The 22,699-nt window shown below is 41.8% G+C and carries 20 protein-coding genes; all 20 read right to left on the bottom strand.

Annotated elements, in window-relative coordinates; all coding sequences use genetic code 11:
• Positions 1-221: 221 nt before the first annotated feature.
• The gene (locus V8Q34_RS26985; protein ID WP_335836661.1) at positions 222-938 is read right to left on the bottom strand and encodes a DUF169 domain-containing protein; all 717 of its coding nucleotides are present in this window, start codon (positions 936-938) and stop codon (positions 222-224) included.
• A 166-nt stretch (positions 939-1,104) separates the two neighbouring features.
• Positions 1,105-1,896 carry an ABC transporter permease gene (locus V8Q34_RS26980; protein ID WP_033139353.1) on the bottom strand — a complete coding sequence of 264 codons (792 nt, stop codon included), beginning with the start codon at positions 1,894-1,896 and terminating at the stop codon, positions 1,105-1,107.
• An 11-nt stretch (positions 1,897-1,907) separates the two neighbouring features.
• Complete coding sequence (locus V8Q34_RS26975; RefSeq protein WP_033139352.1) at positions 1,908-2,702, bottom strand: ABC-2 family transporter protein; 795 nt, start codon at positions 2,700-2,702, stop codon at positions 1,908-1,910.
• Positions 2,699-3,691 carry an ABC transporter ATP-binding protein gene (locus tag V8Q34_RS26970; protein ID WP_335836660.1) on the bottom strand — a complete coding sequence of 331 codons (993 nt, stop codon included), beginning with the start codon at positions 3,689-3,691 and terminating at the stop codon, positions 2,699-2,701. The genes V8Q34_RS26975 and V8Q34_RS26970 overlap by 4 nt, the downstream gene beginning before the upstream one ends.
• A gap of 423 nt (positions 3,692-4,114) precedes the next feature.
• Positions 4,115-4,939: an ATP-binding protein gene (locus tag V8Q34_RS26965; protein WP_033139350.1), complete on the bottom strand. Its 825-nt coding sequence runs from the start codon at positions 4,937-4,939 to the stop codon at positions 4,115-4,117.
• Entirely contained in the window at positions 4,923-7,061 is a 2,139-nt protein-coding gene (locus tag V8Q34_RS26960) for a glycosyltransferase (protein WP_335836659.1), read from the bottom strand. The genes V8Q34_RS26965 and V8Q34_RS26960 overlap by 17 nt, the downstream gene beginning before the upstream one ends.
• A gap of 33 nt (positions 7,062-7,094) precedes the next feature.
• A complete protein-coding gene (locus V8Q34_RS26955; RefSeq protein WP_335836658.1) occupies positions 7,095-7,781 on the bottom strand; it encodes a response regulator transcription factor in 687 nt (228 codons plus the stop codon).
• A 33-nt stretch (positions 7,782-7,814) separates the two neighbouring features.
• Positions 7,815-9,497 carry an ABC transporter ATP-binding protein gene (locus tag V8Q34_RS26950; protein ID WP_052098853.1) on the bottom strand — a complete coding sequence of 561 codons (1,683 nt, stop codon included), beginning with the start codon at positions 9,495-9,497 and terminating at the stop codon, positions 7,815-7,817.
• A 3-nt stretch (positions 9,498-9,500) separates the two neighbouring features.
• Complete coding sequence (locus V8Q34_RS26945; RefSeq protein ID WP_103731888.1) at positions 9,501-9,959, bottom strand: lasso peptide biosynthesis B2 protein; 459 nt, start codon at positions 9,957-9,959, stop codon at positions 9,501-9,503.
• Positions 9,960-9,979: 20 nt separating this feature from the next.
• Positions 9,980-11,167, bottom strand: coding sequence for a nucleotidyltransferase domain-containing protein (locus V8Q34_RS26940; protein ID WP_033139347.1), 1,188 nt, complete (start codon positions 11,165-11,167; stop codon positions 9,980-9,982).
• 34 nt (positions 11,168-11,201) lie between these two features.
• On the bottom strand, positions 11,202-13,274 hold the full coding sequence (locus tag V8Q34_RS26935) for a CotH kinase family protein (RefSeq protein WP_335836657.1): 2,073 nt from the start codon (positions 13,272-13,274) through the stop codon (positions 11,202-11,204).
• Positions 13,271-13,888 carry a VanZ family protein gene (locus tag V8Q34_RS26930; RefSeq protein ID WP_052098850.1) on the bottom strand — a complete coding sequence of 206 codons (618 nt, stop codon included), beginning with the start codon at positions 13,886-13,888 and terminating at the stop codon, positions 13,271-13,273. Before V8Q34_RS26930 ends, V8Q34_RS26935 begins: the two co-directional genes overlap by 4 nt.
• A gap of 2 nt (positions 13,889-13,890) precedes the next feature.
• Entirely contained in the window at positions 13,891-14,745 is an 855-nt protein-coding gene (locus V8Q34_RS26925) for a glycosyltransferase family 32 protein (RefSeq protein WP_118743311.1), read from the bottom strand.
• Positions 14,738-16,702 carry a capsular polysaccharide synthesis protein gene (locus V8Q34_RS26920; RefSeq protein WP_335836656.1) on the bottom strand — a complete coding sequence of 655 codons (1,965 nt, stop codon included), beginning with the start codon at positions 16,700-16,702 and terminating at the stop codon, positions 14,738-14,740. The genes V8Q34_RS26925 and V8Q34_RS26920 overlap by 8 nt, the downstream gene beginning before the upstream one ends.
• An 8-nt stretch (positions 16,703-16,710) precedes the next feature.
• Positions 16,711-18,063: an O-antigen ligase family protein gene (locus V8Q34_RS26915; RefSeq protein WP_118593767.1), complete on the bottom strand. Its 1,353-nt coding sequence runs from the start codon at positions 18,061-18,063 to the stop codon at positions 16,711-16,713.
• 15 nt (positions 18,064-18,078) lie between these two features.
• Positions 18,079-19,008 (bottom strand): glycosyltransferase, encoded by a 930-nt coding sequence (locus V8Q34_RS26910; RefSeq protein WP_033139344.1) that lies wholly within the window; start codon positions 19,006-19,008, stop codon positions 18,079-18,081.
• Positions 19,009-19,011: 3 nt separating this feature from the next.
• Complete coding sequence (locus V8Q34_RS26905; protein WP_033139429.1) at positions 19,012-19,989, bottom strand: glycosyltransferase family 2 protein; 978 nt, start codon at positions 19,987-19,989, stop codon at positions 19,012-19,014.
• Between the two features lie 19 nt (positions 19,990-20,008).
• Positions 20,009-21,397, bottom strand: a complete 1,389-nt coding sequence (locus V8Q34_RS26900; RefSeq protein WP_335836655.1) for a polysaccharide biosynthesis tyrosine autokinase — start codon at positions 21,395-21,397, stop codon at positions 20,009-20,011.
• A 45-nt stretch (positions 21,398-21,442) separates the two neighbouring features.
• Positions 21,443-22,408, bottom strand: coding sequence for a hypothetical protein (locus tag V8Q34_RS26895; RefSeq protein WP_335836654.1), 966 nt, complete (start codon positions 22,406-22,408; stop codon positions 21,443-21,445).
• A gap of 96 nt (positions 22,409-22,504) precedes the next feature.
• Positions 22,505-22,675 (bottom strand): hypothetical protein, encoded by a 171-nt coding sequence (locus tag V8Q34_RS26890; RefSeq protein ID WP_156120798.1) that lies wholly within the window; start codon positions 22,673-22,675, stop codon positions 22,505-22,507.
• Positions 22,676-22,699: the final 24 nt, after the last annotated feature.

Raw genomic sequence — 22,699 nt, 5'->3', positions numbered from 1 at the left:
CCATTTTTTAATTATTTTAGTCTTTTTAGATAATATATTATCTCTTATATCATATACTCGATTTTTATCCAATACAAAAAAACTGACCGTCGGGCAGTATACTTGTACAAACCCGTAGAGTTTGCTGAAAAAATCCGACAAAAAGGAACGTTCATCCGAACGCCCCTCTTTTATACTAATCCCTTTCTCCCTTTCCTGTATTCTATATAAACGGTTATTTTTTATATCCTCTCTGACAGGCGCAGCCAGGTCTCCTTCGTCAGGAAACTCTCCTCCACCTGTTCCTCCATCTCCAGATACCTGTGATACGGAATGCTGAAGGTCAGCAGCTCTTTGCTGACACATTTGCGCGCCGACGGGTCAGTGAGGCCAATGGTACATTTTCCATTCCCCTCCTCCTCACCGCTCAGAGCGTAGAGAACCGCCTGTGCACACCCTGCACCGAACTTAATCTGTACATTATCCTGGGTTGGCCGGTCATAGTTGGCAAGTGTTGCAAGGGCGGAAAGCTGGTCTGCATTTACCAGGAAGACAACAGCCTCCGGCTTCTCGTCCTCCTTAAGGTCGCTGAGTGGTTTTAATATGACATATCTTTTTGCTTTTACTTTTGGGATGCTCTCTATATATTTTCTGGCCAGTTCAGGACTCTTTTTATAGAATTCGCCCGGTTTTGGTCCCACACCTCCGGTGGAAAGAAAATATTCAATGGTGCCCGGCTCAAAACTTTTGAAGCCCAATCCGACCTTACCGCCCTGGCAGGTGGTTGTTTCCTCGCAGAACGCCGCAGTCCTGCCCTTTGACGCAGCCGACAGCATGGCTATGGCACAGCCCCATACGCCCTCCTTAAAATGAATGGCACCGTTTGGCATTTCGTGGGATTTCAGAACTGCCACGGGGTGGCTCTGCAGTTTGATCGCCTCTTGCATTTTGCTCTTCATAAAAATTTACCGCCTTCCCTCTGAAAAATAATGTACATGCTCCGTAACTAACCAGCAGGCTGAATAGTTACCATACTTCTTATATTTACATTATACCTGTTTTGGCCGCTGCATGTAAGCCTGTCTGTGCTTATTTTTCCTGCTCGTGCAACAGGAGCTCAATGACTCAGGAACTCACACTGTCATACCTTCTCAACCCCGTTTTCCACATCACAACCGTCACCATCGTAAAACATGCCAGCACAATCCCCTCATGTGCTGCCATCTTCCACGAAAACCTCCCCAACAGAATCAGAGACGGATAGGTAGCGATGATACCATAGGGCAGCACATAATAAAACACAAATTTATATGCCCCGTAAAACACGGTCCCCGGTATCTGCATACACAGATCCAGACCACTCATTTCTATCTGCAGGACTCCATCTGAAGACACCGTAAAAAATGCCAGTGACCGTATGATCACCTCCAGCTCATAAAACAAAACCGTCATCATTCCCACAGACACCGCATATCCCGATACACTGCTGATAGTCACGTCCGCTCCCGCTGCATTTATCCCATAAAGAATGATTGCAATGCTGAAAATAACAAGCGGCAAAGCCCCGGGATTCACCTGTTCAAAGGTCAGTCTGAGCAGCGGACTCACAGGTTTTGTCAGATACAGGTCAATCTCCCCTGTCCTGATTTTTTCCGGTATAGAGTTGACTCCGAAGAAGTAAATACTCATGTTGAGAGCATTGATAAGGGAAAATGTCCCGATAAAAAGTATCATGTCCCCCTGCCCCCAATTTCCGATTCTGTCCACCTTTGAGTAAATGGCCTGAAACACCAGAAGCTGTATCACGAATAAACTCCCATCCACGAAAAACGGCCCGAAAAAGCCAAGGCGAAACATCATGACTCTCTCAAATCTTAATTTTACCAACGCTTTTACCAATCTTATATTATCTTTCATCACTGCCCCTCCTATATTCCTGCCCCGTCATATTTCACCCTGTATCTACTATAAACATTCCTTGAGAGAAGCCAGATACCGAGATTCCATCCCAGCATAACAAACACCCCTCCAACGGCTTCCTCCCCATTTCTCCCAATCAGCAGCATAGACGGCAGATAGGCTGTATAATAAAAAGGAAGAATCTGCATACATTTCACCACCATTTCCGGCAGGAGTGCCAATGGTATGATGGAGCCTGTGATCAAAGCCATGATATTCTGCTTTATCATTAAAAATGTTGAGATTTCCTCAAACCGAAATGTCAGGATCCCCAGAAAATAACTGAGCTGCGCCATAAAAAGCAATCCCAGAAAAGCAATCAACAACGCGCACAGAATGATAGCAACATCAGAGGTAATGTCTATTTTTATCCCAAATACCAGGCCGATCAGAAAGATTGCCGCAACATCCAGCACGATATGGGGCAATATGGAACCTGCCTCCATAGCCAGAAAATATTTGTCGGTATCCATAGGTACTGCCATATATTTCGTAAAAGTCCCGTTTCTTATCCCCAATGTGATGTCCCCGCTTATCTTTTCCGATATATCAATCTGTGTAAAAAAAGCACTGAGCAGATAATAAGCCATCATACTGTTCTGCGTAAATCCCGCTACTGTTTCCTTGTCCCTGAATATCACACCCCAAAGCAGCGAAGCAAATATGATTTTCATTACTATAGAAATAAAGCCGAATATCAGATCCGCCCTCCACATAAGTTTTACCTTCAAGTATACCTTCGCGACTTCCAGATATTTTTTCATGCCCTCACCCTCACATCTGAATAGATTCTTTCCACAACCTTGCCGATTTCCTCCTCATCCAGAGAGATATCTCTGGGCTTATAGCGCATAAAGTATTCCAGGATCCCGCCGGAGTCCTCTTTTGGTATCTCATATACTTTCTTATAACCGTTGTCATCCAGAATCCTGCATTTCCCTGCAAATGCCTCCGGAATCTCAATCTCTGTCAGACTGTCAAATACCAGCGTTATCTTTTTATTGTTCTGATAATGTTCAAAAAGCTGTTCGGTGCCGCCATCGTATACCTTTGTTCCGTGGTTGATGACAACAGAACGGCCACACAGGGATTTGATATCTTCCATGTAATGGGAGGTTAAGAGGATCGTCGTCTTTCTCTCCTGGTTCACTTCCTTCAGATACTTCCGGATCTGCATGCCTGCCACCGCATCCAGGCCTATGGTAGGCTCATCCAGAAATAAGATTTTAGGATTGTGGAGCAGAGCAGCGAGAAGTTCCATCTTCATCCTCTCCCCCAAAGACAGGGTTCTTACCTGCACATCCATAAGGTCTTTGATGCCGAACAGTTCTATAAAATAATCCCTGTTCTTTTCATATTCCTTTTCCGACAAATGGTACATCTCCTTAAAAAGATGAAGGGTATCCCCTGCTGTCAGCTCGAAAAACAACTGGCTCTTCTGTCCCATCACCAGGGCATACTGCTGCCGGAAACGTTTCTCCAGTTTGTTTGGATAATACCCCAAAACACGGATGGAACCGTTGGTAGGCGCAATAATACCTGTGAGCATTTTTACTAAGGTCGTCTTACCTGCCCCGTTCCGGCCTATCATACCTACAACTTCACCCTCCTCCACACATAAATCAACATGGCTGACTGCTGCCTTTTCTTCATATTCCCTTCGGAACAGGCCTTTCAGACTGCCCTTTATTCCCTCCGGTTTTATATACCTTCTGTAAACCTTTGTTAAATCCTCTGCTTCTATCACATTCATATTTATCTTCCTTTCTCATCTTTAAGGCCTTTGCCCTTATTCTTCCCGGTTGTGCAGTGTCCCGAAGGTTCTGCCATAAAGACGACTTTTCTACATAAAAAACTCATGGCCTTTTGCTTACATTAGTACGCAAACAAAACCATGAGTATATGAAAAAAAGCACAGCAAAAAAACATGCTGTGCCCTCACTTTCCTTTTGGTGTGGTTTGCTGCGTGTAAGCAAAATAAATCTGCACAACAACAAAAGAGTCATTCATACAACAACCCTTCTGCCTATTTGGTTATACATTCCGATTTATTTACTTGACGCAATAGACAAACACACACCTCCTACTTCATTTTAATAGTTATATTAACCTATGGCCTCCCATATGTCAATGATTCCTTATCTTTTCTGTGCCTCATAATCCTTCCGCCGGGAGATCAGACATTACAGGATTCATTCACCACCGGAAGATATATCATAAAACAACTTCCCCTTTCCAATTCGCTCATACATGTGATTTTCCCTCCATGCTTTTCCACAATACTTTTTACAATGGAAAGTCCCAGCCCGCTTCCGGATGTGCCGGATGGGGTTCTTGCATCAGACACCATATAAAGCCGTTCAAAAATCTTATCCAAATCTTCCCCTGTCATTCCGATTCCGGTATCTTTTATATAAATCGCAGCACAGGCACCGGCATCCTCCTTCGCTTTTGTCATAAAGGCCCCCAATGTAATAGATGCCCCGGCAGGTGAATACTTGGCAGCATTAATAAGAAGGTTATCCAGCGCCCTTGTCATTTTTCCGCTATCCATACGCACTACACAGGTAAGAGATGGGGAGACATCAAAATTCAGTTTTTTATCCTCATACCTTGCATCCATCTCTGCCATGTAAAAATATTCCTCCAAAAACTGGCCTAATGGAATGTCAGACATATCAAATGATTCCGCTTTATTATCCAGACAGGTAAGATAATATAAATCCTGGATCAGGTTTTCCAGGATTTTCGTCCGCTCATGAAGAAGGCTGCCGATTTGCCGCAGCTCGTCTTTATCTGTTTCCTCTTCTGTGCTGACGGTCAGAAGATAATCCACGGCGCTTCGTATTGCTGTAAGCGGTGCTCTCAGATCATGTGATATATTTTCCAGCATTTTTGTCCTTTTCTCTTCTGATTTTCTCAGTTTTTCATTTGCAACCAACAGTTTTGCTGAAAGTTCTTCTATAACGTTGAGCTCCGGCTCGCTAAACTTTTTTCGCATCTCTCTCTCCTGGAACTTGCTTTATAGCCATTTCATAATCATTGATCCAATCAACTCTGTGTACTCCTTTTGCAGGTGCTTCACCGACATACAGCATGATCATCTCTTCCAGCTTTTCAAATACCGGGCTGTAATCTGTCTTATGCTTTGGCAGCTCTTTCTTTAATACTTCTCTTATCTTTTCACCTGCTGCGCGGGCATTTTCCGCATAATACAGATAATCGCACGATTTCAGTGTATTATATGTCTCCTTCACCTTGTGATGATTATTGCCTAAGACAATACACGGAGTTTTCGTGATGACAGCAAAAATCATTCCATGGAGCCGGTCCGTAACTGCCAGCCGTGATCTTCCGAAAAGCCTCCACTTCCTGACCAGCTGGTTTTCCCGTTCTTTGCTTGTGATCTCTTTTCCCATGACTGTATCAGTAATATGTATTTTTCCTGCTGCCTTCTCACAACACGCCTGCAGATACTTTTTTTCATCTGCATTCAAAGCACTCTCCGCGTCAGAACGGAGACAAAGAAGAATCCCCTCTCTTTTTTCTGACACACAAAAGGAAGCATCAAGAGAAGCCACAATATCGATCATTTTAACAGCAGGAGACCGAAAATTCTGCCTCATCTGCTCGTATGAGACGGAATCCCTGGCTAACAGAAGAAGTCTCCTGCACCGGTCATATACCCTGCGGCTTACCAAACGGGCATTTTCCCCTTTCTCATCTTCTGTAAAATAGACTGTCTGGGGAAACAGGATGATTGAATTTTTATAAAATTTTTTCATTACTTTTCTGCGGAACACCTCTGCAAAAGGATATAAATTTCCAAGATTGCCTCCCCCCTGACAAAATATCAGGTCGTTTTTATGTATTTCTCTTCCCAGTTGAAAGACTGCGTCTGAAGTATCCCATGCGTCAATCACATGAACCTGCAAAAAAGGATACTTTTCGGATAATTTTGACAAAAAGACCTCCTGTGCATAAGCAATGGCATGATCTCCGAGATTGTCGAAACAAGGAAGCTCAAAGGAAAAAATCCTGGTGGTTTTACCTGGTTTCAACTCAAAATCAAACTGTCTGCTCATGCGGCAGACACGTCTGCAGACTGCGGCTGCCTTTCCAAAAACAGGACGCATTTTTTCCGTACACTTTTTTATCACCTTATATCCTTCAAATATAAAATGAGGAAGTGCATAAATACGGACCAGCTGCTTATCTTTTTTCCCGATATAAGGATTCTCATCCAACCGCCTCTTATGACTGAGCAGATATTTTTTTGCAGTATTAACGCCTTCCGGGTCCTCCAGTACATAACCGCCGCTGATAAATGAAAAAATATAGGGGAGCATTTCTGCCTGTGACATCATTTCCAGATCAGCATACCCTTTCTGATGAAAATAAGTAATTCTTTCCATCTGTCCCCACAAGCTGTCCCGGCAGTTTCTGTGCCATTTTGCTTCAGAGACATGGTAAGAAATACTGTCCTCCCTTATCTGGTAATAATAAAGATATTCGGGAATCCGGCATATCCTCTCTGCTCTGTCAAAGAGCAGATACGTAGCTGCCACATCTTCATAATTACGCCCTGCAGGATAGCGGATACCGGAGAATAATTCCCTTTTGTAAAGCTTATCCCATGCATAACTCTTCATATCCCTATCCCTGACCAAAAGTTCAAGAGCCTCCCCGGATGTATAGACTGCCTCCTCATCTATAATAGGCTCCTCCAGTATAAGCTTTTCTTCTTTTTCCGTATAGTGTCCGCAGACAGCAATATCTGCATCATTCCTTTTCATACTGTCATAAAGTATGCCGTACATATCCGGATGAATGTAATCATCGCTGTCTACAAATCCAATATAGCGCCCTGCAGCTATGTCTATTCCCGCATTTCTTGCGCTTGATAACCCGCCGTTTTCCTTGTGTATCACAGTTATCCGCTCATCCGATTCCGCATATTGATCACAGATCTCCCCGCATTGATCCTCTGATCCGTCATCTATCAAAATGATCTCCAGATTTTTGTAGGTCTGTGCCTGGATAGAACGGATACACCTGTCAAGGTATTTTTCTACGTTATAAACCGGAACCACTATGGTTATAAGCTCATTCTGACATGCCATAAGTAAAATCCCCTTCCTGTCCAAATTCAAAAGCTATTTCCTATTTATCCGGTAGCCTTTAGACCAGACGGTTTCGATCAGATCCTTCCGTCCCGTATAATCCACAATCTTTTTCCGCAGTCTCGACACATTCACCATAACTGTTTTTTTGTCTTCCTCCCTGTAACTTCCCCATGTATATATCCCGATTTCCCTAAATGTAAGCGGTTTATCAGGACATTTTGCCAGACACAGCAGTAAATCATACTCCCTGTTTGTCAGGGGAATCTCTTCCTGCAAATAAAACACTTTATGGTTTTCCAGATGAATGGACAGAGGAAAAACATCTATGATATTTTCATCCTTTTTCCTGAGAAGCTGCTGGTGCCTTCGTATATTTGCCACAATACGGAAATATACTTCTTTCAGACTATAAGGCTTTTCTATATAATCATCCGCTCCGCACTGGAAGCCCCTGATCTTGTCCTCCTCTGAAATTTTGCCGGATAAAAATAAAATCGGTACATCTGTCACCTTACGCATCTGCCTGCACAATTGGTAACCATTTAGTTTTGGCATCATCACATCAAGAAGAATACATTCAGGCTTAAATCTTCTCACTGACAACATTGCTGATGTTGAATCTGTACAGATTTCCACCTGAAAATTATTCTTTTCAAAAAATCTCCTGTTCACATCTAATACCTCAGCGTCATCATCCACCAGCAAAATCCGATACATATCTCTTTTCCAACCTTCCTTTACTTTCTGTTCTCAGACTACTTCTCCCAATTTCTTATTCTCTATACAGATTTCCCGGTCACAGTACTGCAGTACTGACCTTCTGTGTGTGATCAGCAAACAGGTGGGTGCCGGATTCCAGCTTCTGATTCCTTCCAGTACCCTGAGTTCTGTCTCTTCATCCAAAGAAGAAGTTGCCTCATCCAGAATAAGAAATGGTGCCTTGCGCACAAGCGCTCTGGCTATTGCGATACGCTGTGCCTGCCCTTCTGATATTCCGTGCCCCTTTTCTCCGATCACCGTATCAACCCCCTTGGGAAGCCCCGATACAAATCCATCTGCGGAAGCCCCCTTTAAAGCCTCCATAATCTCCTCCTCCGTTGCATCCAGCCGTCCCATACGGATATTTTCGCGGATGGTACCGCTGAATAATGTATTTCCCTGGGGAACATAGGAAATAAAATCTCTTGCACTGGCATTGGCTTTCTCCCTGTCTCCATGAACATTATAAAATTCGATGGTACCTGCCGCTTTATTGGTGAATGCCATGATCAGCCTTACCAGGGTGGTTTTTCCAATCCCGGAGGCCCCTACAATGGCAGTGAATTCTCCCGGCTTAAAATCAATGGATGCCTGGTCAAATACTAAATCCTCCCCATAACCAAAGGATATCTTGTTTACTCTGACGCCTACCTGGTCTCCCCTGATATTTTCTTCCAGACTTGTTTCTTCCGGAAGCTTTTGGATCTCAATAATCCTTGCCGCGGAAGCGATCATGGATACCAGCTTGGGAATGGACTGGGCCAGATTCACGATTGGAGACTGTATACGGTTCACAAGTGTCAAAAATACTGTCATGGTACCAAAAGTTATTGTATTTCTTGATATACTCACAGCCCCCCAGGCAAATGCAGCTACATAGCCAAACTGAAATGCCAGGCTTAATATGGTGGAGGCAGCCAGACCGGTTCTGTTTTTCTTTAATACCCAGTACAGCCTTTCATCACGGAGCCTGGTAAGCTTTTCCACGGAATAGTCCTCTGTCCGGAAAGATTTCACAATAAGTATATTAGACAGACTCTCCTGGATAAAGGACCGGTATCTGGACTCTGTCTCCTGGACTTTCATCTGTAGTTTTTTCAGTATTCTTCCCAGCCACATGCTGCTCAGTGCTGCGGCCGGTGCGATTGCCAGGGCAAACACCGCCAGTTTCCAGTCAAATACCGCCAGAGTACAAAAAGTAGCCAGAAGCTGTACTGCCAGCTGCAGGATTGAGGGAATGGTCACGGAAATACCATCCGCCACAATTCCCACATCCGTAGTCAGACGCGTCATCAGATCGCCTGTGTGATATTTTGTCACATCCAGCCAGTTTGTATCTAAAATCCTTCTGTACACCTGTTTTCTTATTCCAAATGCGAATTTCTCATATATTACAACCGCAGACAGTGCTCCAATACACATCATGGCCTGACTCACCAGAACGATCAGCACATAGAGAAGAATGACCTTTGTTACCGTATTGCCTGCACTTGCCTGATCCACCATGCGCTTTCCGATCAAAGCCAGTCCGATCGATGCCAGAGATACCATAATATTTAAAAACATGACCAGCGAAAGCTGAGGTATATATGGTTTTGTGTAATTCACGATCCACTTTATGTAAGAAGACTGATTCTCCCAGTCACTTATAAATTTTTTTATCTTCCGCAGCATGGTTTACTCCCTTCCGCATCCTCCTGCACGGAATTTATCCACAATTGCATAATCCCTTCCATCCCCCCCTGTCACATACATTTTTCCGCATCTCAGCCAGGCATGGGCTATCATTTTCCCATTCTCATCCAACCCACAGCCAAGATAAAGGGTGGTTGCAATTTTCTTCCTCCGCAGCAGCTTTTGAGCAGTCAGTGCCCGCACCAGACATTTACTCTCCCATTTTGTTTTTTGACACACCTGATCCACAGCATAGGAGACTTTTTTTGCATATAGATACTGGGGAACATCCGCCTCTTTGGGCGATTCCTCTCCTTCCGCTCCCCACCTGCACTTCAGCCTTTTCGTATCCATATAAAGGATCTGGAGCCGGAAAACAGCGGAATAGATCCATGCCAGCAAAGTCAGAGACTTGTGTTCATTGTATTTTATAAATCTTATCCCTCTTCTTATCAGGTTCATAAGTATATACTTCCAGTTCTTTATTTTTTAAAATTCAAATGCAGTCTCTGATAAATCATTCTGACTTTTTCGATATTCTCCGGCTCTGCACGCTCCAGATATTTTTTTCTTTCCATACTGCCTTTACGTGTGATCCCCTGAAATGCCCTGCATGTCCAGGCAATGGGCAGCATATACGGAAATTTATCCAGCCATGCATAATGCTCCTTCATATATCCTAAGGCAGGAAAATAATATTTCATTCGCACGGACCTTTTATTTATTTTATCTGAGGTGATTTCCTTGGCAAGCTGTCCCCAGACTCCGTTTTCCCCTTTTCCATAAATCCCACAATCCAGCATATACTCAAAAAGATTGTTATAGAATGTGTCGCCTGCAAGATTATCCAGCCATATGACAGAGAGATTCTTCATTTCTCTTTCAAAATTCAGTAACCCGCATTTTCGCAGCTCTTCCTCAACCAAACGCCTGTCCATTGTCGCTTTATATGCATTTTGATAAATATATATATCCAAAAGATTGCGGATTCCGCAGCCGGTTTCATAGAAATGTTTTGCCATATGGGAAATGAGATAAACATAAAAGTCTTCCTTACTGAATTCATAAGAATACTGCCATCCTTCTTTTTTCTCTGCGCGGAATTGTTTCTTAAAATAGACGGACTGGTTCCTGTCAACGTTCTGATCATATAAAGACCAATGCATTTCCAGCATTAAAAATGGCTTTTTGAAAAAGATCTCATGATGCTTAACCGTCTGATATTTCACAAATCCCAGCTCCTCCACCACTTTCTCTGCCTGTTCAAGGGAATCTTCATATATCATAATGTCTATATCACCCATTTCACGAAATTCCGGTCTTGGATATATATGCTTCATGACAGCACCTTTTAAAACCTGATGCCGGATTTTATTTTCTTCCAATTTCTCCTGGATCTCCCTGACTGCACACACCTGGGACAGTGTTTTTATGGTACTGTTCAACACAGACGGACGCATCTTCTCTGCATCTGCCTCCGGAATATCCAGCTTAAGCAGTGCTCCGAATATCAAATAACAAATCTGTCCTTTTTTCGCTGTCTCCTGCAGTTCTTCCAATGTCACACCCTTTGGCAGAGGCTGCGGAATCCGATCTTCCATTTGAGCATGTATCAGCTCACTCAAATATTCCATGATAACCGGTTTTTCTGATAAATTATCATTTCCCATTTTATCCCCTCCCGTCCCTGTGTATCACAATGCCTCACTTGATCATTTCATCTGTATAATGCAGCATATACTTGCTTCTGTTATTGAAAAAATGGAGTATTTTATCCACTTCATCCGCATAAAAATCATCTTTTACATTGCCGAAGAACCGCTTATAGCTGCTGACTGCCATTTTCTGAATCCTATGTGCGGTCTCATTTACAATCGCTTCTGCTTTTTCTTTCGGAAATATGTCATCTGCCATACGGTACATGGATTCCTTTAACTGCTGCCTGAATTCTCCGCTTCCAAGCAGGGACTGAAAAAACGCATCCTCCGTGACGCCCGGCTGTAACAGCGTATTGATCGAAGCTGTACTGACCGGCCCTGTGGTTCCGTTATCCATTGTCATATCCATACTTCCCAATACCCAACGCCACCTGCCATCTGCATACCCTCCATTTTCTGAAGATACAGTCCGCCATATACAGGCCTCCTCCTGTCCGTATTGGGCATTGGCAAGATACATATTGGCGCAGAAATAATCAAGATAACTCCGGATATCCATTTCCTGCTTTACTATTTCATACTTTGATGTATCACTCATATCACTGCCTGTCACAAAATTATAAAATTCATCATACAGAGACTGGAATTCCTTTTGATCAGCAGAACCGTTTCGGACAGTCACCACTTCTTCACCTGTTATCCCATACTGTTCTTCTATAAACTCCCGGGTAAAAGGCGCGCGCAGCATATAACCGCCCCAATTTTCCCCGTTTATAAAGACAACACAGGGCATCAGGATATTCGTTCCCACACTGGTCTCTTCAAGCAGTTTATTGGCTGTCAATTCCCGTATTTTATAGGCATTATCGTATTTGTTCGTCTGTATTGTCAGGGTCTTTTCCGTTTTATCAAGAAAGCGCTCCAAAGAAGAGCCTTCCCATCCGCCGCTTCCGGTGATTTGCGCAGAAAACCCTTTTTGCGGGGATGTAATATTCATATCTGTCAGCATAGAAAGATTGACGTCCCCTTCATATGTCATGTCCTTGCCGGATTCAAAAAACTCTATATGGGCCTTCTTCACCCAGCCGTTCCGATAATTTGCTTTTCTGTTATCTTTTCCCTCTCCCCGGGCAAGAGCATCTTCATAGCTTTGCCCCGAGACATACATACCGGTAAAGTAATCAAACAAATCAAGGGGATCGGCTGTAACAGATAAAACCGGCATATTGTTCAAATCACTGCTTCCGCCGACTCCCACATAATAGGAGCGGATCTTTTCTTCACTTCTCCTGCCATCCTCATCTACATAGACAGCCCGGATCACGGTCCCCTTCTGTATGCTGGCAGGCTTAAAATTGTGCTCATATCCGATTCCGTCGGAATCCGCATAGATATAGTCTGAACCACTCCTGTTTTCAATTGTGACAGGTGCTGTATATTTCTCTGACTTTTCCGTGGGAACCGTTCCGTCTGTTGTATAATATATTTCTGTATGATCAGGAGCGGAAATAGTCAACGGAAAAGCAGAATCATAAAAACCTGACGGGACAGAAAATTCCAACTGCTCTTTTTCTTTTTTTTCCGCAGGCTCATTGGCTTCTCCCTTTGTAGCATTCAGATATCCCATGGATATATCTCCGTCTGCCACTCGTCCATAACTCTCATTTTCAGTAAGCTTCGGAACGATCCATGACTGGATACAGGTTCCGTCCGCCTTTACCAGCGACAATAGATTCTCCTTCCCCTCGCCTAATTTTTCATCAAGGTCCAGTGTCAGAAACTTTCCTGCATCCAATCGTGTATGTTTGGTAAGCTCCGCTTTTTTTTCACCATTAACCAAAACAGCAATGCCTGATATATCCAGATCTTCCTTTTCACAGTTATACAATTCTATCCAGCCTGACTGGTTTACTTCATTAATCATCAGCGCTTTTGAAGAACCCGCATACAGACTGTCGTCATCCTCCCCGCTCTCTTCCTGCTGCATTGCCGCGGCAAGTTTTTCCCTCTCCTCCTGTTGTTTTTTTTCTGAATGGATGATAATAAAAATCAATACAGTCAGTGCCAGGATGCTCAGAGCAATGAGAAAAATATCTTTCGTGGAAAATTTTTTCTTCACTTTCTACCTCCTTTGTTTTCATGGCCGGTACAGCCTTTGTACTTTTTACTGTAAACAGCCCAGGCTGCACAAAATATGAGCACTCCCAGAAGACCGCCCGATACGTTTGTAATCATATCTGTCAGTTCAAAATATCCTCTTCCTGTTATCAACTGCAGAGTTTCAATGGTAAAGCTGGTGAGGAAACTGGCGGAACACACCATAAATATTTTTCTGCACATACACTCTTTTCCTCTTATGGCTGCCAGTAAAAATCCCCAGGGAACAAAAAGAGCCACATTTAACAAACTGTATACCCTCTGCTGAAAGCCCATATAATCTCCGGACCAGTTTCCGAAGTCAAGCTCTGTATAAACACCTTTCCTGCTGTTTGGCTCTCTGTTATATAAAGTGACCTGATACATAAAACATGCATATCCCGCAATCAGAAAGAGAACTGCCTCTCTTCTTTTGGAGCCTTCCTTACCTGCCAGCCTGTGAAAAACAAACCAAATAAGATGTATGGCAATGACTGCCGCCAGTACCGTAAGCATCAGTGTCTCTGCGGAAATTCCTTTTAACTGCTGTTTTAACAGGAGCAAAAAACATCGCCAGTATTCTTCTAAATGATTCATTTTTATAACTCCGGCAGTTCTTCATGATTCCTCTGTGCCAGATAATATGCATAAAAAGGAATCTCTTTTTTCATTTTCCTGTATCGGCGCTTACGCACAAGTATCTGTATTTTTTCAAAAACCTTTGGATTCCTTTTTAAAACAGACTTTATCTTGCTTTTTGTGCCATCAGCTCTGCCGGAATCACTTCTCCACTCTCCGGCACACAGATGGACTGCATAATGTTTTCCTGACAGTGTTCCGATTTCAAAAAACTCCTTGGGATAAATAACAAAATCTTTTAAATCCTGCATCTTATTATTTAACCGGAACTCCGGATAGTGCTTCAGTATAAAATATGTATAATAATAATTGCTGGTCACATAGCCGTTCACCATGCATCTACCATCCCTCCATTCCAAAGTCTTACCGTTTTTATTTTCTGTAAAAACAGTGGCATCATACATTTTCATCAGATTACCTATCAGCGGATTGCCTTTCTCAGCGCCAATCACTGCGGAACCCACAGAACAGTCAAAAATAAAATTTAAAAATGCCGTATGTGACAGTAATCCATCAAAAGAACGGTTTATCATTACATCTGTATCCAAATAGATTCCTCCATATTCATAAACTGCCTTCAATCTGTAGTAATCACCGATAAACCCCAGTTTTTTTTCTGCATATGTTCTGCGGACAAATTCATTTTCATTAAAACTGCAGTTTGTTTCATCCCAACGGATCACTTTATATCCCTTCAGCTTTTTCCATGAATCCATACATGCCCGCAGTTCCTCCGGTATGGGCTTTCCTCCAAACCAGCAATAGTGTATGATTTTAGGAATCTTATTATTATTTTCTGTCTGTTTTTTATCCATTATGCATCTCCTGATAATTCCCCTGTTTTATGATCACATCATAAAATGTATTCTTTCTGTTCACTGCTCTCTCATCAAACCTGGTATTTAATTTATGGATTCCGGTGCTGAGTTTCAAAATATCATATTTATTCCGGTTGTATGGTTCGCTGATATAGGATGCCAAAATATGAGCATCCGCCTGACTTACAACAGGCATCTCTTTGTATTCCTTTTCATAGCACTCCAATGCCATAGTCATAAATATATGAAACAGAAAATAATGCACCGGCCTGTTGTTTTCTTTCCAATAAGTATACAAAAGTTCCCTCACCAGACATATAATATTGTTGTTGGCCGTACTCTTAATAAACCAGTTATTTGTTTCCATTATCTCCGGATTAAATCCAAAATAGTAAAAACTGAACATAAACAGAGGCAGGGAATCAATATAATAAAAAAGCTTCGCGTCTGTACATAACACAGTTGCGTCAATCCAGTACCCCCCATATTTTATGAGTAATTCCAGCCTGATCAAATCGCTGAAATGAGCATTTCCGATTTTCCCCTGCTTCCGCTTATCCACAATATAATCCGGTAATACCACATAGTCATAAATATTTTCTTCGTCCACTAAGATGATCTTTTTATTCGGAAGTGATCTTCTGATGGATTCATAACACCTTTTTACAAGCAGAGGTGCCTGGTCCATTCCCTGCAGCCAGCAGATCCACACCGTTTCCGAATTTTCCTTTTTCTCTTGCTCTTCCCAATATGTATTTTGCAGTGCACGGTCCAAATACTTTTTTTTCAGTTTTTTGTAATATAACATTCTGTGTTTTTGACCGATTATCACGTTATACAAGAAAGTAAGCTTTCGGTCTCTGTATTTTGTTTTCTTCATAAAATAGTCATAAACAGAACCTAACAGCATTCCATCTTCCACTTTATATTTTATTTTCACTAATTTCTCACGGAGCTGCAGTCTGCTTTTTATATTGTATAAAAAATAAAGGGTTTTCTCAGCTTGGCATCGAATCAGCATTCTTGCAATTCTTTTTTTCCCCGGCAGCCTGGCATTTTGTAAAGCATTACAGAATATACTGCTTTCCGTGATCCGGCTGAGATATTTAAATTTCTTTTCTCTATCCCACTTATCATAACAACAGATTTGTTGTATATATGCAATAACAAGACCTGCGTATATGGTATCTATTTTGTTCATCTGCGGTTCGTGGCTTGGAAATTTACAGCAGTATTTCTGAGCCTTATTATAAAAATGAGTCGCTGCTTCAAAATAGTTTTCATGAAATGTAAAAACCAGACTTCCTGAGGTTTTTAAAAAGTAATTATAATATGCCTTTCTATTTACAGCCAGACGGTCCACCGCGGATAAAACATCTATAGAAAAAGCCATATCCTCACAAATGGAATAGGACGGATGAAATCTGATATAGCTCCTGTCCAATAAGGATTTTTTTATTAACTTATTCCACGGCGGATTTACCAGTTCCATATCAAGGATATGATTAAAATGGTTTTTAAAAAATGCATCGGAAGTTCCGCAGAAATTCTCCTTCAGCTCGTTTTCTTTTATGTGCCTTTCCTCTGTTAACAGATATCGGAAGCAGAAAAGGACAAGCTCCACATTGTTTTCTTCCGCAAGCTTCACATTATCTCCCACCGTATCGGGATCAATGGTATCATCTGCATCCACAAAGATAATATAATCACCTGTTGCCATATCCATTCCAAAGTTTCTGGCTGTACTTACCCCATGATTATCCAGAAAAAAGGCCCGGATCCTTTCATCCTTTTCCTGATACTGTTCACAAATTTTTTTTGAGCCATCATTACTTCCGTCATCCACCAGCAGTATCTCTATATTTTTGTAAGTTTGATTCAGAATACTGTTTATACAGTTTATCAAATACTTTTCCGCGTTATATATGGGAATAACAATGCTTACTTTCTTCATATGCACTCTCACCTTTTCATGTATTTTGACACATTAACATTACTTCTTTTTTTTCTTGTTTCAAAATCAAGGCTACAGTATAACGCCAGCAAAACATATAAGTATTTAAGTGTCTGCAAAGAGTCCACCCAAAACAGATTAATAAGATAGCACAGGCATCCTATCAGCAATACTTTATAAATGGCATCTTGTCTCCGGATACTTTTTTTCACCAGCCCCGCAATAAAATAACTGATGTACAGAACAAATGCTGCTAATCCGGGATACGCATACCGGATATATTCCGCAATATAAAAATTGTCAACAGACACGATAAAGGAACCGTTGAGCTCAGAAGAAAAAGATCTTTTTCTTCCTATTCCCAACAAAGGATTCAGCCAGTCTAAAGTAAAAATATACTTGAGCTGTTCCCTGTAATTGGCGCTGCTGCCCAATGCCTCTTTACTGGCCCCATAATGGGCTGCATAGGAGGTTCCCAGCACTTCATCTGCCAGTGTGGTGATCTGCAGCATAATATATCTTCCGAAATCTGTATTATGAAAAATCATCAAAAATACTATGAACAAAATCAAAGCAGCAGCCATCATCAAAGTATTTTTTCTTTTACTCTCTTTACATGATACAAAAAACAGGATTACAAGTTCCAATAAAAATACCCCCAAAGTAGATCTTGATCCTGTAAAAAATACATTTGCGCACCACAAAAGCAGCAAAAATGGTCGTTTAAAAATATCAATCCGATCATTCTGCAGATCTATACAGGAAAAAGGCACCACTGAGACGATCAGCAGTCCATAGCCCAGGGAATGGACACAGGAACTCATAATCCTGTAATGTCCGGAGCGTATGAACTGGCCGGTATAAATACCTTTGATTGTTTCCAGATAAGAAAAAGGTGAACGGCCAATTGCATATTCCACAATCCCAAGGATTGCCAGCAAATAACAAAAGGCCAAAATACAGCGGAAGGAATTGTGAAAACCCAGAGAATACTTGAATATGTAAATTAATAAATAAAAACAATATAACTCAATAAACGGATTTAAAAAAGCATTGATATCTGCCCTCAAGATCATTGTGTATGTGATCACCACTAAGTAGGGCAGTAATATAAGCGTGAACCTTGCCTCTTTTACCATCGTTATAAAATCATGTTTTCTGCTGTCACTGCAAAGTATCAGCAGCGTCAGAAGAACTGTCAGAATACGCAGAATTGTAAGATCAAACACAGGCAGTGGGATTCCGAAATATTGGGGCATCACAAATAAAGAGAATAAAAACAAACCTGCCACTGCCCGAAAAATATCTTTTTCTCCTGCGTTTTTTATATATTTACTTCCTGTTTCATATGATCCTGTCATAACCCAAACCCATTTTCAGCCTTTCAGCGCCATATACAGTTCCACTGGTATGGCACGTCTTTTGTGGTAGCAAGCAGAATATCTCAATGTCAAAGGTATGATATTCCAGTACTTTCTGTTTTGAAGAAGTTCAATTCTAAGCCTGGATGCATAGATATTTTTTTTCAGAATACGGATCTTCTTTTTCTCCAGTCCCATATTTTCCGCAAATCTCAGTGCCGCCTGACTGCCAACCAGATATTCATTTAAAAATTGCAGACGCTTTGTGATTTCTCTCATTTTACCCAGAGAAACATTGGCATCGTGGATCCGTCTTTTTAATGTGCTGGCATGATATATATACAGACCGTCCATGCAAAGAGCCAGCTTCCATACATACTCATCATGAGCCCATCCCTTATGCCAGTAGGGTTCTATGATCTGCAGAAAGGTTCTGCGCATACACATTGTACATCCCTGGCAGCCAATAAACACAGACTTTGGTGTAAAAGAAACCTTCTCCAGGGATTTGTCATTTTTAAACTGTTTCAACTCCCATTTCTGTGGAGAAAGGGCATCCGGTGAATCCAAAAAGATCTCAAATTCTGAACAGAGAAGCTGAATCTCCTGGTTCTTTTCTAAAATGTGCACCATCTCGGCAACCCGTTCCGGAAGCCAGATGTCGTCCTGATCGCAAAAGAAAACCACATCTCCTGAAGTCTTTCGCACAGCGCCTATAAAATTTGACGCATATCCCACATTCTGCGTATTCACCTCCACCCTCCAGGTATCCTGCAGGTGCTTTCTGGCAATAAAATCTTCTGCCAGTTCTGCTGTCCTGTCAGAAGACCGGTCATCACAGATAATGACTTCATCTACAGGTCTGGTCTGAGACAGAATAGATGCAAGCTGTTCTTCTATAAATTTTTCACCGTTAAAGGCTGCCATTGCAACTGATACCTTCATTTGTTATCCTTTCATCACATGTCCTAAAATTTTTCCTATGTATTTGCTGTTTCTGCGGTTTATATGTTTTATATACCAACCTGTCTTTCCTGTGAAATAAGGATTCTTTTTATATTCCGGAAATTTTTCAGAAACAAAGCAAAAGGTTCTGTCCAGCAGTTCCTTTTCAAGCGCGGCATCCTTCACCCTGCCGATCCTGCTCAGAGAACTGCAGAATAATATTTTCGTGCAGAAATACTCCAGTTCCTTTTCAAACTGCTCATAAAAACCATATCTTCTGTAAAAATCCAGGATATCCTGCAATACACAAAAAATATCTGCAACTTTTTTATTTTTATTTACATTCATGGTAGATGTATTCCGAAGAAAATAATAGACCAGACGTTCATCCAAATAGGCAGATTTCAACACATAAGGAATCGTTTTGATGTAAAAAGATGTATCTTCGTAAATAAGTCCTTCCGGGAAATCAAGTCCCGGGCGCAGAAGTATTTCTCTTAAATATAACTTGTTCCAGGGTGATACCTGAGGATCTATAAACATATCCCTCCTGTTTGCGTGCTGACGGATATTTCCCCGGGTGTGCAGTTCTTTATTTCCCTTTTCTGTCTCCTGTATATAATGATAATGGCATTCCACCATATGGCATTTTCTTTCCTCGGCCAGAAGATACATTTTCTCAAACATGGATACATCTACACAGTCATCCGAATCTGCAAATCCAATATATTTTCCTCTGCTGGCTCTGATGCCCATATTCCTGGCTGCTGCCTGACCTTCGTTTTCTTTTGTGATGATACGGATTTTATCCCCGTATATACCGGCATATTTTTTGAGAACTGCCGGGGAATGGTCTGTAGAGCCATCATCTACCGCTATGATTTCCAAGTCCTCCAAAGTCTGGTTTACTAACGCATCCAGGCATCGCGGCAGATATTTTTCCGTATTATATACAGGCAGGATCACACTTACCTTTGCCATAATCTTTTCTCTGTCTCCATTATTTCTTTTTTTCATATTCGTTGTTGTAATGCCTGTATTCATAATCCGGTGATTTGGCCGAAATTCCGTTATAAATAAAACCGCCTATGTTGGCATCCAGGGCTTCCAGTTTCCGCACCACTTTTTCTTCACGGTCGAATTTTGTCATCATTTCCCGCACGATCAGTATAAAAGCTGTAGCTGCTTTCGCCATAGACAGGGCATCCGATACAATTCCGATAGGCGGTGTATCTATAAATATTACATCATACTTTTTCTTACACTCCTGCAGAAGCTGATACCATTGATCACCTGCAAGTAATTCTGCGGGGTTTGGGGGAATACTGCCGGCAAGGATCAGATCCATATTGGCATCAACAGAAACAATTTCCAGCCGTTCCACAATGCCGGCCAGATACTGGCTCAATCCGGTTTCTGTATTTACCTTTAGAATTTGTCCCATAACACTTTTTCTCATATCCGCGTCTATGAGCAGAACTTTTTTTCCAAGATTGGAATAGGATTTTGCCACATTAAATGCGTTCAATGTTTTCCCTTCATTGACATCTGCACTTGTGACTGCATATACCGGACATTTTTCACCCCGCCTTGTAAACAACAGGTTTGCCCGGATATTGCTGTAAGCTTCCTTTAAATGAAAGGAGCTCTTTTCGTTTAAATATACATCTGCTTTTTCGCCTTCTTTTTCAGATAAAATCTGAGGAACCGTTCCGAGAATTGGAATTGTAAAGAGATTTTCAATTTCATAAAGTCTTCTGATGGTAGTATTCAGCATCCCTTTTATCAGAAAACATACGGCTGCCAGAAAGAATCCTGCCGCTCCGCCCAGAAGTGCATATTTTACCACACTGGTTGAGGCATATGGGACAGTAGGAAGCTCCGCTTCATCAAGGACTTCAATTCCTCCTGATTTTACTACGCTGATAATTTCATCCGGTGCCAGCTTTCCTATGGTGTTTGCTATATTCATGGCATTCTCAGGGCTGCTGTCATAAACGCTTACATGAAATACCGCCGTATTCTCTACAGCGGTAGCACCAATCTCTCCTCTCAGCCTTCCGATACTATATCCCTTCAGACCTGTCTCTTCCATAACAGCCTTTAAAAAGCGGTTGCTTCCGATGATCTGCATATAACTGTCCAGAAGCCCTTTAGCCTGAGTCATCTCATTACTGCTTATATTCACTCCAGTATCTGTTACATAATCCGGATTGCTGTATACATAAAAGGAAATTTTCGCCATATAAGTGGTATTTTGCTTCCATGCTGCCAAAATCCCTCCTCCCGCAGCCAGCAGTAAAGCTGCCAGAATCATATATTTAATCCTGGACTTCATGATCCAGAATATTTTTTCCAAATTGAAATTTGTCAGTATTATCTTGAACACTTTTACCCTCCTCAGTGTAATCGTTTGATCATTCTTTTTTATGTCTCAATCCGGCTTTCCGTTCAAATCTTCCATAATCCTGACGATAAGTTCTCTCTGCCGATCTGTTGTCATTCCTTCTGTCGGTCTCACCATTCTGAATATTCTTAGCTGCTTTGCAGCCTGCAGACATTCCGTCATCATTTCAGGCGTAAACCCCATTCTCTTATAAGAAGTTTTCTTATAGAGACTTTCTGTTACCAGATTCAGTTTTTCTCCCCCCGTGATTTCTTCTGCACAAACCTCAGAAACCGTTCCTGCCTGCAGGATCACCAGAACATGAGCCAAAACCCGTTCTTCCATACAGGAGTCTTTCATGCACAATCCATACTTTTCCCTGCCGCCGTCCGGAATCCGTATCAGCTGCGCTTTGCTGATACCCTGCTTCTTAACCACGTCCTCACAGAGACGCCTCAGTGGATACGCGCCGATTCCGTATATAACTCCGTTTTCTTCCTCCATAACAACTGCATCATCAGAAACAAATGAAAAGCCATGCTGTAAAAGCGCATCTGTTAGCGTGGATTTTCCACTTCCGCTCTCCCCACTGATGATCAGAAGTTTGTTTTTATATTCCAGCCCGCTTCCGTGAAGGACGATTTTTTCTCTCTGTATCAGGAGTATGGTCATACACATATTGAGAATCCACTGTTCCAACTGATATATATCAAGTTCTGCTGTCTTATGATATTCAATTTTCCTGCCCCGGGTTATTCTGAACAAGCCCACCGAAAAGACATATAAGAGACTGCACTCTCTGGCAAGCTTCTGCATCATCCATGCCTGCTTTCCCTCTTTGTCCACAGATACCTGCACCTGCGTTTCCTTGTATGCCTCTGCCTTACCATACTCTTCTGTCAGGTCAGCCCTTACGATCTCTGCCTCTGTCTCACTGTCATCGGAAAGCTGAAACGTGGAAGGCAGTTCTATTTCTGAATAAACATTCAAACCATATATTTTATATTTTGCCATCGTATATTCTTCACTTTATCTCTGATTTTCTGTCGTATAATACAAAATGACTGATGTGCACTCACCAGTCATTTTTTCATTTTTATTCACATACACTCAAGCTGATGTATTATTTTCTCCATATGACTGCTCCCACCCAATCACTTCCCCATTCGGTCCTATTACAGCAGTTTTATCACTATCTGGCATTTTGGGATTTTGGGGACCAAAAGCTGTTTCTTTTACATCCAACACTTCCATATCTGGCCTAACCCATGATTCTTTCATAGCGATAACCTCCTCCTTTTATAT

The organism is Blautia sp. JLR.GB0024 (assembly GCF_037000545.1).
GTDB classification, from domain to species: Bacteria; Bacillota; Clostridia; order Lachnospirales; family Lachnospiraceae; genus Blautia; species Blautia celeris.
This window is presented reverse-complemented; position numbering and strand designations above follow the sequence as displayed.